This window comes from Candidatus Fukatsuia anoeciicola (genome assembly GCF_964059965.1).
GTDB classification, from domain to species: Bacteria; Pseudomonadota; Gammaproteobacteria; order Enterobacterales; family Enterobacteriaceae; genus Fukatsuia; species Fukatsuia anoeciicola.
This window is the reverse complement of sequence record NZ_OZ060923.1, coordinates 356,567-370,329: the sequence shown is the minus strand read 5'-3', so window position 1 is coordinate 370,329 and position 13,763 is coordinate 356,567. Positions and strand designations below refer to the sequence as shown.

At 24.6% G+C, this 13,763-nt stretch carries 8 protein-coding genes and 1 tRNA gene; 5 read left to right on the top strand and 4 right to left on the bottom strand.

The features are described from left to right. Positions 1–5: 5 nt before the first annotated feature. Together sufB and sufA are read right to left on the bottom strand one after the other, a co-directional pair. Positions 6–1,505 (bottom strand): Fe-S cluster assembly protein SufB, encoded by a 1,500-nt coding sequence (gene sufB / locus AB4W73_RS01285; RefSeq protein ID WP_367680634.1) that lies wholly within the window; start codon positions 1,503–1,505, stop codon positions 6–8. A gap of 9 nt (positions 1,506–1,514) precedes the next feature. After that, positions 1,515–1,886, bottom strand: a complete 372-nt coding sequence (sufA, locus tag AB4W73_RS01280; RefSeq protein ID WP_367680633.1) for a Fe-S cluster assembly scaffold SufA — start codon at positions 1,884–1,886, stop codon at positions 1,515–1,517. Positions 1,887–2,859: 973 nt separating this feature from the next. Here sufA and ydiK point away from each other — a divergent pair. Continuing rightward, positions 2,860–3,921, top strand: a complete 1,062-nt coding sequence (gene ydiK / locus AB4W73_RS01275; protein WP_367680744.1) for an AI-2E family transporter YdiK — start codon at positions 2,860–2,862, stop codon at positions 3,919–3,921. Positions 3,922–5,093: 1,172 nt separating this feature from the next. Here ydiK and ribA read toward each other — a convergent pair. Next, entirely contained in the window at positions 5,094–5,687 is a 594-nt protein-coding gene (ribA, locus tag AB4W73_RS01270) for a GTP cyclohydrolase II (RefSeq protein WP_367680632.1), read from the bottom strand. A gap of 286 nt (positions 5,688–5,973) precedes the next feature. Here ribA and AB4W73_RS01265 point away from each other — a divergent pair, with 286 nt between their 5' ends. The 4 genes from AB4W73_RS01265 (at position 5,974) to AB4W73_RS01250 (ending at position 12,793) form a co-directional block, all read left to right on the top strand. Beyond that, positions 5,974–6,225, top strand: a complete 252-nt coding sequence (locus AB4W73_RS01265) for a LapA family protein (RefSeq protein ID WP_367680631.1) — start codon at positions 5,974–5,976, stop codon at positions 6,223–6,225. A gap of 1,175 nt (positions 6,226–7,400) precedes the next feature. Then, positions 7,401–8,126: an orotidine-5'-phosphate decarboxylase gene (pyrF, locus tag AB4W73_RS01260; RefSeq protein ID WP_367680743.1), complete on the top strand. Its 726-nt coding sequence runs from the start codon at positions 7,401–7,403 to the stop codon at positions 8,124–8,126. Positions 8,127–10,910: 2,784 nt separating this feature from the next. Beyond that, complete coding sequence (gene fumC, locus AB4W73_RS01255) at positions 10,911–12,320, top strand: class II fumarate hydratase (RefSeq protein WP_367680630.1); 1,410 nt, start codon at positions 10,911–10,913, stop codon at positions 12,318–12,320. 383 nt (positions 12,321–12,703) lie between these two features. Further along, positions 12,704–12,793: transfer RNA gene (locus AB4W73_RS01250), tRNA-Ser, on the top strand. Between the two features lie 32 nt (positions 12,794–12,825). Here AB4W73_RS01250 and kdsA read toward each other — a convergent pair. Next, complete coding sequence (gene kdsA / locus AB4W73_RS01245) at positions 12,826–13,692, bottom strand: 3-deoxy-8-phosphooctulonate synthase (protein ID WP_367680629.1); 867 nt, start codon at positions 13,690–13,692, stop codon at positions 12,826–12,828. Positions 13,693–13,763: the final 71 nt, after the last annotated feature.

Genomic DNA, 13,763 nt, shown 5'->3' with positions numbered 1-13,763 from the left:
GAGTATTAACCAACGCTATGTTCTAGGTTAATAGCTAATAATTTCTGTGCTTCTACAGCAAACTCTAACGGTAACTCTGAAAATATATCTTTACAGAACCCATTAATAATCATCGAAATTGCATCCTCTTCACTAATGCCACGTTGACGACAATAAAATAATTGATCATCACCAATTCTTGAGGTTGTTGCTTCATGTTCTAGTTGGGCTGAATGATTTTTTACTTCAATATAGGGAAAGGTATGAGCAGCTGAATGACTACCAATTAACATAGAATCACATTGGGTAAAATTTCGTGCATTACTAGCACTAGATAGAATTTTTACTAACCCACGATAAGTATTCTGGCTATTTCCGACTGAGATTCCTTTAGAGATAATAGTTGATTTAGTATTTTTTCCAATATGGATCATCTTTGTACCAGTATCAGCCTGTTGTTTTCTATTAGTTAGTGCTACTGAGAAAAATTCTCCAATAGAATAATCCCCCTGCAAAATTACACTAGGGTATTTCCAGGTAATTGCTGATCCAGTTTCTGATTGAGTCCACGACATTTTTGACCCAGTGCCTTGACATAAGGCACGCTTGGTAACGAAGTTAAGGATGCCGCCAGTAGCATTTGAACCAGCAAACCAGTTCTGCACCGTAGAATATTTTACCTCAGCATTTTTATGCAAAATTACTTCAACTACAGCAGCATGTAACTGAGAAGTATCACGCGCAGGTGCTGAGCAACCTTCAATATAGCTAACATAACTATTTTCATCAGCGATAAGAATAGTGCGTTCAAATTGACCAGTTTTAGCTGCATTAATACGGAAATAGGTTGATAACTCCATTGGACAGCGCACACTTTTAGGTATATAGATAAAAGTACCGTCTGAAGCTACCGCTGCATTAAGAGCAGCAAAAAAATTATCTTTTATGGATACAACCGAACCGAGATATTTTTGTACTAGTTTAGGATATTTTTGAATGGCTTCACTAAGTGAACAAAAAATAATACCATGTGCGGATAATTGTTTACGATAGGTAGTAGCAACAGAAACGGAGTCAAAAATAGCATCAACAGCAACTTCAACCCCCTCACGTACAGGTACACCAAGCTTAGTAAAAGCAGATTCAACCTCAGCAGTAAGATAAAAATTTTTTCCTATGCTATTGGTAGATACTTCTTCTACTATATCTTTTGAGTCATAGTTATTGTCACAATAATTATAAGAGGGCGCAGAGTAATAGCTATAATCTTGATAATTAAGATTTTTATAGTGTGCTTTTAACCAGTGTGGTTCTTTCATTTTTAACCATCCATGATAAGCATCTAGCCTAAATGTTAACATCCATTTTGGTTCGTTACGTTTAGCTGAAATAGCACGGATTACATCTTCGCTAAGCCCTTTAGCTAATTGGTCAGTTGCTAATTGGGTAAAAAATCCTTCTTTATAATATCTGCTATTAACCCAAGCTAATGCATCCTTAGAGTTTTTATCATTACTTTGTGTCATTTATATCACTCAAACGCTAAAGCTCTCACCACATCCACAGGAATGTTGAGCTTTAGGATTATCAAATTTAAAGATCTGATTTAGTCCTTCACGGACGTAATCCATTTTAGTCCCATCAATAAAGGGCATTGCCTTTAAAGGTACATAGAGTTTTGCTTTCTGGTATTCAAATAAAAGATCATCATTAGCTGGTGATTTAACAATATCTAGAACATAAGTAAAATCTGCACAGCCAGATGATTTTACGCTTAGTTTTAGTCCTTTAGCATGTAAATTTTGTTGCATCAATTTTACAATTTGCATAGCAGCATTTTTAGTAATGATGATACCCAACCAATTATTATCATTAATCAAGAATTCCTTAACAATACTTTGTTGCATATAAACCTACCTTATTTTTTATTTAAAATCTATTTATAACCTCTTATGTTTACTATGTTTTTAATTAAGCTGTTAGCTAAAATACGTTTAATATATTAATTAATTTCTTTTTATTATATATGATAGTAAACTACTCTATGTGCTAATTTTAACTAAAAATCCTTACTTAGGAAACTTTTGCTTGCTTATCTATATATTTATTAATAAAATTATAAGTTTTAATAATTTCTGTTATATTTTTTAGAGTATAACTACTTAAGTAAAAATTACTCTTTAAAACTTAAGACTATGTACTATAATTATAGTTTTATAACTTAATATTTAATAGATAAATAATTTATTATTAAACATTATTAAAATTACTTATCTATTAATATTCACTTAATACGTATTAACTATTAAAGAAAAAATAAGCCTTATACATGTATAAATAATAATCTTTAACATAGGAATATGCATCTAAAGCAATAGACCTAATAAATAAAATCTTGTTTAACGCATAGTAAAATTACTACTAAATATATATAACAGCATTATATGTCTCTTACTTATTTTTGATTCTTAATCCTATTAAATATAAATAGGACCAAGTAAAGCCTTTACAAAAAGTAATAATATAACAATATCTTTTATTTTATTAAAACTTTATATAAATTAAATTATAAGATTCTTGATATAGAAAATTTATTTATTAAAAACAAGTAAATATATTTTAATTACGCTGCTATAATTTAATAAATTGTTTTTATAATAAAACTCTTGTATACCTTTATTTTTTAAATTACAGCAGTATTAGTTGCTCATACTCATCTTAGTTATGTGTTACTTATATACTTTTTAGAATTAGATTAATTATTATTTTGCTATAATTCAAAACTTATTAGGTATAGTTTTGTATAAAACTATGTTTTCACCTATTTTAGGTTTTATAAGATCTAATCTGTTATTTATTATAATAACTAAGAGACTAATGATGAATAATTTACAACAAGAATATTATGATTTACCTAAATTAATATTTTGCATATTATTTATTTTAGTAATGATAATTGCCAGTTTTTGGATTATAAAACCTTTTATTATAGATTTAACTTGGGCTGGCATAGTAGTAATTGTTACTTGGCCATTATTAATCAAGTTACAAGTTTTGCTCTGGAAACGACGTTTTCTAGCTGTTATTATTATGACATTATTACTGATTTTATTCTTTATTATCCCAATTTCTTTATTAGTTAATAGTTTACTAACAAATAGTTTGCCCTTGATAATTTGGGCAAGCAGTCGTGCTAATATGCATTTTCCTGAAATGAAATGGTTAAATGCTGTACCTTTAGTGGGAGGTAAAGTTTATAATAGTTGGCATAGTTTAATTGCTAGTAGCGGTAATGAAGTATTAATAAAGTTACGACCTTATGTAGGTAAAACAGCTACTTGGTTTGTTTCACAAGCAGCTTATCTTGGGCGTTTTATTATTCATTTAACACTCATGTTGTTATTTAGTATTTTATTTTACTTTCGTGGCGAGCAGATTGCTCAAGGTATCCGTTATTTTGCTATGCGATTAGCAAATAAAAATGGAGATTTTACGATTATTTTAGCTATACAGTCTATTCGAGCGGTAACATTTGGAGTAGTAGTAACCGCATTAGTCCAAGCTATTTTAGGTGGTATTACTTTAGCGATTGTAGGTATTCCTTATGTAACTTTGCTTACTGTTCTTATGTTTATTCTTTGTATTGTTCAACTAGGGCCTTTATTGGTGCTTATACCAGCTATTATTTGGCTTTATTGGGATAATAACCCAGTTTGGGGAAGTATGTTATTGGTATGGAGTTGTATCCTTAGTATTTTTGATGCTGTTTTACGTCCATTATTGATTCGTAAAAGTGCCAATTTACCAATGATATTGATTTTTTTTGGTGTTATTGGTGGTTTATTATCTTTGGGTATGATTGGTTTATTTATTGGTCCGATGGTTCTGGTAATTTCTTACCATTTACTTTCTACTTGGATCGATGAACAAATTAAACCTTAAGTTTTGATTAAATTAATAACAAAAGTGATAGAAACTTATGTTACTTTTTACTCACACATAGCTAAACTTAATTTATTTAAGACTGATAGTCTTAGTGAATAATTATTTACTAGTTTATTAATATATTTATACTATTCTTATAATTTAAATTAATGTTTATTATCTTAAGTTAATAACTTATATTAGATAATAATATCATCTAATATTTAGTAAATTTTTATCTGACTATATTATGTAATTAACAATGTATTCTATTACACTATATTAATATTTATAATGCAAAATATATAGTAATCTATATTTAGTTTCTATTTTAAATATTATTTAATAAGGTTTTAATATTTTAAAAAATTTACTAATTATATTAAATAATATATCAACACTATCTTTAATAGAGGAAACAAATATATTTTCTATATTAAATTTATTATTTATTTTATCTAGACAATAATTTTTTATGTTATCTATAGTAATAAAATAGGAACAATACATAAATATAATAATTATTATTTATAGCTATATTTTTATTAATTATATATGTAATATAATAGGTTATTATTAATAATGTTATTTATATTTTTGCTAAAATTAGCATAATTTCACTGGTTACCGTCTAGGATAAATCTTTATTCTAGTATATATTTAATATTATACTTACTATAGAAAAATATAAGAAATTATATCATTAAATATATAAATAAAAAATTTAATAAAACTAGTAATATAAAAACAAATATTACCAATTTTATCTAAATAGCTTTCTTTTTAGAAAAATTAATTAACTACCAAAAAATTAATGTAAATTTTAATAAAAGAATTAATCTAAATAATATTTATTAACTAATAAATATTATTTAGATTAAAAGATTACTATTTACCTATTCATATTTTACTATGAATAGGTAAATAATTAAAACATTATATCAATAATAGTAATAGGTTATTATACTGTCAATATATTATAGTACTTTATATTATAAAGTAATATAAATAAGAGATGATGCAACCAAAATATTAAGATAAGACAAATAAGTTAAACTTAAGTGGTTAACTAAGGAGATAATAGCTCTAATTAAGTAAGAGTCTAATTATACTATTTATAACATAAAATAATGAATAAGTAGACCTATATATTAGATTTACCATAAATACTTACTAAACAAGTAACATTGTCACTTGTTCTTAAATATATGTCCCATTTTAGCCTCTTTAATAGCAAGATATTTTTTATTTTTTGAATTTTCACCAACGATGAGTGGTACTCGTTTAATGACATTTAATCCATATTGCATTAATATTTTAACTTTTTCTGGGTTATTAGTTAATAACCGTACTGTTTTGACCCCTAGTATCTGATAGATGTCAGCACATAGCGTAAAATCTCTTTCATCACTTTTAAATCCTAACTGATGATTCGCTTCAACAGTATCTGCTCCTTTATCTTGAAGGGCATAAGCACGAATTTTATTTAATAAACCAATATTACGCCCCTCCTGACGATGGTAAATAAGAATACCACTACCTTCTTCAGCAATTTGCTGCATTGCAGCATAAAGCTGAAAACCACAATCACAACGTAAACTAAATAATGCATCTCCAGTTAAACATTCTGAATGGATCCGAGAAAGTATAGAAGATTGGCCTGAAATATCACCAAAAATTAATGCTAAATGTTCATGACTACTCGTTAGTTCTTCAAAACAAACTAGTAAAAAATCCCCCCAAGGAGTAGGTAATTTAGTTTCTGCTACACGTTTTAGTTTCATATAAATATAGGACTCTGAAGGAAAATGTTTTCCTGTATTTTATTTAAATAGATAATGATTTAGTATTATCTATTGCTCATTATATAATTTTTATTTACTAATAGTAGCATAGTTACTTTAATAAACTTATAATATTATTTTATGTATCATATTTTTAATATAACTATACTACAGTAGATATTATGTAGCATAATTACTTTTTTATAAATATTTACTAATTAATATTTTTTATTTTTACAAGTAACTACACAACCTATGAATATTAATTCACTCTACGGAGTAAAATTTGAAATATTTACTATTTTTTTTGTTAATGCTTGCAATCTTAATAGTTTCTATAAGCTTAGGAGCATTTAATAATCAAATAATTACCTTTAATTATCTATTAGCTCAAGGTGAATACCGAGTATCAACGTTATTAGTAATTTTTTTTACAATTGGATTTTTATTAGGATGTATTATATGTGCTTTATTTTATCTACAAGTATATATTTCTCTTTATAAAGCGCGTCGAAAAATTAAACAACTTAAATTATAGCTAGATTAATTAATGGTAAATAACAACCCTATCTACATCTAATATAACTCTTTAGTAGAAAGTTATTTTGTGTATATTAATATATGTGGTGTAAAAACTTTTAGTAAAATAAATAAAACACCAATCACTTATTTATAAATATAGATATTAAAGTTAATTTTTTTCTTTTTCTAATTAAAAACGAAGTAGTAGACTTTTATTTTAATATATTATAAAAATATTTCTATTATTAAAGCATATCATAATATCTTGAGAAATTTATTTCTTATACATATAAAGTTAATTATAAGATATATTTATTAAGTATTAATAGAAAATTCCTTTTTAGTTTTTAAATATAATTATTAGTTATTTAATAATTAGATACAATTATGTAGTTACTGTCTATATGACAATTCTAAAGATATATTAATTTATTAATTAATAAGTAAAACTTTTATATTTTTGCTATATAGTGGTTATTAATATTTTATTAAATTATAAATAATTAGGTAATTATAATTTTTATAGTACAAAATTAATTAGGCAATGTAAAGAAGACAAACACTTAAAATAGCTTATTTTATTATAAAATAGTATTATAGACAATAATAAAAATTTTATTTGGATAAAACTAAAAAATATCAAAAGCAATATTAAGAAATGAATAGTATAATAAAATATTAGTATTTTAAAATAAATTTATATTAATAAGACTAAATTTATTAAGGAGTTATTTTACTAAAATAGATCCTAAAATAGGATAAAGAAGCTATTAGAATAACTTTTTCTATGTAATAATATCATTATTATTAATATTTATATGAAGTTAAAAATTAAATAAAGTTTTTATAGTTTTATGCTAAAATATAGTAATGTTATAAATCAACTTATATTAGTAGAGTAGATTAAGAATAAAAAAAAATAAAATGTAGCGTAACTTTTTATCTATTAATATACTTTTATTTAATTAATACAAAAAAGTTGTATAAAGATAACTTAGTGTTATTGCGTAATATATTTACTAGATAGTGTACATTGAATTACGTTGTTATTTTTATGAATATTACTTAATCACATATTTATTTTTATTAGTACCATCATTTACATTAAACTTTAATCTTAATTAGGTTAATTATAGACTAAATAAGTAATAGAAGTGTTTAGTAAAAATTTTATTTTATAGAAGATTAAAAATAAAAGCTAAAATAGGAAGTAAGAATATCATTAATTCATCTCCCATTATTGTGGCGTTAGATTATGCTAATATCAATCATGCGTTAGCTTTTGTTGATTGTATTGATCCACAGGTATGCCAGTTAAAGGTAGGTAAAGAAATGTTTACCTTATACGGTGCTGTATTTATTCGAAAATTGCATCAGCGTGGTTTTAATGTTTTTCTTGACCTTAAATTTCATGATATTCCTCATACCACAGCGCGAGCAGTAGCAGCAGCTGCAGAACTAGGTGTATGGATAGTAAATATTCATGCTAGTGGAGGTAGCAGAATGATGCAAGCAGCTAAAAAAGCTTTGTTACCTTATGGCAATGATGCACCTTTGCTAATTGCTGTTACGGTATTAACTAGTATGGAATCTATTGATTTATTAGATATTGGTATTAATATCAGTCTTTCTGAACAAGTAGAAAATTTAGCTAAATTAAGTCAAAATTGCGGTCTTGATGGGGTAGTTTGTCCTGCCCAGGAAGCATTTAAATTGAAACAATTTTGTGGTAAAGCATTTAAATTAATCGCACCAGGTATACGCCCAACAGGAAGTGCTAATAGTGATCAACGATATACTATGACACCAAAACAAGCACTTAATGCCGGAGTAGATTATATAGTAATTGGGCGACCTATCACTAAATCTACTAATCCTGTACAAACTCTTAGTACTATCTTTAATTCATTAATTTAAATAATAGATTATAGGTAATAATATTATTTAATATATTCTATTAAAAGAAACTTTATTAAGTTACCTAAAATAAAAGCTAAATAGTTAATAGAAAATAGTATTATTTATATTTGATATAAACGTGTAGTTACAAAAGAAGATGTATATTTAATGATAGTATATAGTAAGAAAATGAGTAACTTAATATATTAATAGTAGAATTAAAAAATAACATAACTATAGTATATTATAAAAAGAAATTATCTAGACTAATAAGATAAAAGAGTGCTGATAAAACAATTATTTAAGAAAAAAATATGAAAGTAAAATTAACAGAAAAAATCTAAATATTATTCGAAAAATTTCTAATAAATTATTAGTAAAATTTTCGTAATAAAGAATAAATTTTTAAAAGAAACTATAAAGTAGATTCTTTTTTTGTAAACGTAATCTTTTTACTTATCATAAAATTTATAGTATTTGCTGCGTTTTTTGCAAGAAACCTATTAAGCATAAATATTATCTTATTTATATGAAAGCGCATATTTTACTACATTATTTAGGATAAAATAATAGAAAATTACAAGATAAAAATTATTTTATAACTTTTATTTAAATAGATAAAATCTATTATATCGTTAATAAAAAATTATTTATGAAGACTTTTTGTTTTAGTAAGTATTTATTAATCTAATTATCATTTAGTTAAGTAGATTTTAAGTTGTTATATTTAACATAGCAATAAATATAAATTATATAAAGTTATTTATTATATATTGATACACTATAAATTTTTAGTTTTAACTATAAGGTATTTTACTGCTATAATTTAAAATTAAAATCATTTAAACTAATGCATATTATCAGTCCCCTTAATAAAATTAATAAATATTTTAAATACCTAGCATTAACATATTGGTAGATTAGTTATCTAATTATAAGAAAACTAGCTAAGTAATTTAGTATGCGCTCTATACAGTAATTACGTATAGCATGATAGTATAAAAATACTAGTTTACACTAAGTAAGATTAGTCTAATTAATTTATCTAGATAACTTTTAAGTACAAGAAGCACCTAAAATAGGTAGATTTAATCAAAAATACAAAATATCATTATTATATCATTAATTATTGATAAATATAAAATTATTACTATATGAGTAGATCTTAAAGATTATGCTATTTATAATAACTAGTAATTTTAAATAATATTAAACTACTTGTATTTTTTAGACATAAAAGATTATAGTTGATACTTATAGAGTCATAATAATTAAAAAATACATGATAAATAATAGCTATAATATATTTTTTAATAAAAATAATTTAGTTATTAAACATAAAAATATTATTGATGGTTGCATTAAATTTATTAACCTAATATTTTAGTTATAGATTATAAGCTTAATAAATAATATTATTATAATTTAGTAACTTACTATTATTTTAATAGTTAATATTACTTAATAAATGTTAAAGGTATTAGTTATATATAATAATTCTTAAGGTGCAACGGATTATATTAATTATTATAATTATAATAAAGCAGTAAATACTCTTAAGTTTAGTATAATTAATATTAATTATACTGTTGTAAACAAGTTAAAATAACTATATCTCTAACTTTAGTTTTGTAATAAATATTAATTATTTAATAGCTTATACTTAAATAAGTATAATGGACTATATTAGTAATACTATATTAGATTTTTATTTTTATTATAATAATTTAATTATAAAATAGATATTTAATGCTTTTAATATTATCTGTAAAATATCTATTATAGCTAATGTAAAAACTACAATAGATATAATATATTTATTAATCCTCTTTGAAAATAAATATTTAATAACTTCTTTATAAACTAACGTTTTATATGAGTGTTATTAATGATCTTTTAAACAAGAAAGTATCTATAGAATACAAAGTAATAAAGATACTAGAAAAAAATTTATCATTTAATTAGCGCTAAATATAATTTAACTTTAAAAATAGTAAAAAATACTTAGTATAATAGATAAATACAAGTAAATAATAAGTAGTTAAAAACTTAGGTTATGTTTGGATAACTATTTATTAATAATCCCCAAGTATCTACGATACTATCGTAGATACTTTTCTATTAATTAAAACTATAGAAAAAAATAAGAATTATATATAATATTTTTATATTAAATATAAAGACACTCAAAAGTTATCATCAAATAATAATGAATGTCATATTGACTGTTATTTGCTTTTAATATAGTTAAAAACTCTCTATTATATATTCAATAATATAAAAGTATTTTACCTTACTAAGAAATACTAATATAAATTAGTTTTAGCTTATTATTAGTGTTTTTATAATTATGATTTTCCATATTGAGCATAATATTTATAGTATTTACCTTAGCAAATTGCTTTTAACAGTTTTATACTAAAATAAATTTAAATTAATAATAATTTTTGTAATATATACTAATTAAATATCTAAATAATTATCTAATTATTTAGATGATTTTATAGATTTTTTATAATTAAGTTAAATAATAGATAAAATAATTTATTAGTATTAGTATTAGTATTAGTATTAGTATTAGTATTATCAGTGCTAATTATAGCATATATACTAGTTCATAGTGCATTATGAATTTTTATTATAATTCCTATAAGAAATTATTCTAAATTATTTATAAATCGTAAAGTAAATAATTTTAATATATTATTTTAATAATTTTATATATTATTATGCTAGATAATATAGATATATTAAAGGATAGCTTTATAGGAAATCTATTTAATTTTTTTAGAGGCAAAAGTAATGACTATTATTCGTATAGAAAAAGACTCAATAGGGTTAATTGAAGTTACTAATGATCGTTTATGGGGAGCACAAACTGCACGTTCATTAAAATACTTTGCTATTTCACAGGAAAAAATGCCTAAAGAATTAATCTATGCACTAGCTATAACAAAGCGTGCTGCAATAAAAGTTAACATGAATTTAAAACTTTTAGGAGAAAAAAAAGCAAAGGCTATCATTCAGGCTGCTGACGAAGTGTTAGAAGGTAAGCATTTAGATGAATTCCCACTTTCTATTTGGCAAACAGGTTCAGGCACACAAACTAATATGAATATGAATGAAGTATTAGGTAATCGTGCGAGCGAAATTTTAGATGGTCAACGTGGTCAAAACAGTCTAATTCATCCGAATGATGATGTAAATAAAAGTCAAAGTTCTAATGATGTATTTCCTACTGCGATGCATATTGCAGCGGTAATAGGTATAAATAAAAATTTATTACCAGTATTAAAAAAATTATACCAAACATTAATAGACAAAGAATTCTCTTTTAAAGATATTATTAAAATTGGACGAACTCATTTGCAGGACGCAACACCATTAACATTAGGACAAGAAATATCTGGCTGGGCATCAATGTTAGCACATAGCAAGACACATATTGAAGCAACGATCTCACATTTATACGAACTAGCTTTAGGTGGTACAGCAGTTGGCACCGGATTAAATACACATCCTAATTATGCAAAACAGGTTGCACAAGAAATTGCAGAGTACACAAAACAGCCTTTTATTACTGCTTTTAACAAATTTGAGGCATTAGCAACTTGTGATGCATTAGTCCATAGTCATGGTGCATTAAAAGGTTTAGCTGTTTCTTTAATGAAAATAGCAAATGATATTCGTTGGTTATCATCAGGTCCGCGTTGTGGTATTGGTGAAATATCTATTCCAGCAAATGAACCAGGTAGCTCTATCATGCCAGGAAAAGTTAATCCAACACAATGTGAAGCAATGACAATGCTATGTGCTCAAGTAATTGGTAACGATGTTGCGATAAATATTGGTGGTGCTTCTGGAAATTTTGAATTAAATGTATTTCGTCCGATGATTATTTATAATTATTTACAATCTATTCGATTGCTAACTAATGGTATTCATTGTTTTAATCAATTTTGCGTAATAGGTATTAAACCTAATAAAAAACGCATTGCTCAATTACTTAATGATTCTTTAATGTTAGTAACAGCACTAAGCCCATATATTGGTTATGATAAAGCAGCCGAAATTGCTAAAAATGCACATGAAACAGGAATAACATTAAAAGATTCTGCTCTAATGCTAGGATTAACTGAGAAAGAATTTGAACAATGGGTAAAACCAGCAGATATGTTAAGTAGCGCAATAAATAAGAATAATAATAAATAGAAAAAGTTGCGCTTATAAGATATTATTCCTAATATTATTACGTATAATATATTTTTAATAACTTATTTCTAATATTACACATATAAAATATATTATACTTTTATTAGTTATTAATTGAAATTAAATTTCTGGTAGTTATTATGTTTCATTAATTTTTATTTATTTATGTTAAATATAACACTAGATAAAAGCAAAAATTTCTATAATATTTTAGTTATTATAGAGCTAATTTTATAGCTTAATTTTTTTGTGAATAATTTATATTTGATTTTTTTAAAATAAATAAATGATCTGTATCATAATAACTAACAAATTTAACTTAACTTTAAGTATATTACTATTTAAAGTAATACTATAGTATAGTTATAAATAGTAAGAAAAACGGTGAGATGTCTGAGTGGTTGAAAGAGCATACCTGGAAAGTGTGTATACGTGAAAGCGTATCAAGGGTTCGAACCCCTTTCTCACCGCCATATTTAATATTTAAGATAAGATAATAATAAAATTAATACCATTTTTTATTTATTATATCTAATACAAGAAAATTTTTAACTAAATCATCAATAGCTTTCATCTGTTGTAAAAAAGGCTCAAGTTTATCTAATGGTAATGTTGATGGGCCATCACATTTTGCTATCCTAGGATCAGGATGTGCTTCAAGAAATAATCCTGCTAACCCCACTGCAATACCTGCACGTGCAAGTTCAGCTGCTTGTGTACGACGCCCACAGGAAGTTAGGCTAAAAGAATCACGGTATTGTAATGCGTGAGTTACATCTAAAATAACAGGGTATCCACCAGTTGTTTGTATCATAACATTAATACCTAGCATATCAACAACTAAATTATCATAACCAAAATTACTACCACGATCACAAATAATAATCTGATTATTGCCTGCTTCTATAAATTTTTCGACAATATTTTTCATTTGTCCGGGACTAATAAATTGAGGTTTTTTGATATTAATCACCTTACCTGTTTTAGCCATTGCAATAATTAAATCAGTTTGACGTGCTAAAAAAGCAGGTAATTGCAATATATCAACTACTTCAGCTACAACCTGTACTTGACTGATTTCATGTACATCTGTCACTATTTTTACACCAAAATTTCGTTTTATTTTTTGGAGAATTTTTAATCCCTCTTCTAATCCAGGACCGCGATAAGAATGAATTGAAGATCGATTAGCTTTATCAAAAGAAGCTTTAAATACGTATGGAATTTGTAGTTTATTAGTAATATTCTGATAGTGTTCACAAATATCCATTGCTAGTTTAGATGATTCAAGCACATTCATTCCACCAAATAATACAAAGGGATTATTGTTTGATATTTTTATATTATCGATACTAATTATTTTATTTTTCATATTATAAACTTTTTAAGGATAAGTAAAATACTCTCCTTAAAAGTATATTTAAAACCTATTATATTAGCAAA

Coding starts and splice junctions, on each gene's coding strand:
- sufB (WP_367680634.1), bottom strand. CDS start 1,505: ATGACACAAAGTAATGATAAAAACTCTAAGGATGCATTAGCTTGGGTT.
- sufA (WP_367680633.1), bottom strand. CDS start 1,886: ATGCAACAAAGTATTGTTAAGGAATTCTTGATTAATGATAATAATTGG.
- ydiK (WP_367680744.1), top strand. CDS start 2,860: ATGAATAATTTACAACAAGAATATTATGATTTACCTAAATTAATATTT.
- ribA (WP_367680632.1), bottom strand. CDS start 5,687: ATGAAACTAAAACGTGTAGCAGAAACTAAATTACCTACTCCTTGGGGG.
- fumC (WP_367680630.1), top strand. CDS start 10,911: ATGACTATTATTCGTATAGAAAAAGACTCAATAGGGTTAATTGAAGTT.
- kdsA (WP_367680629.1), bottom strand. CDS start 13,692: ATGAAAAATAAAATAATTAGTATCGATAATATAAAAATATCAAACAAT.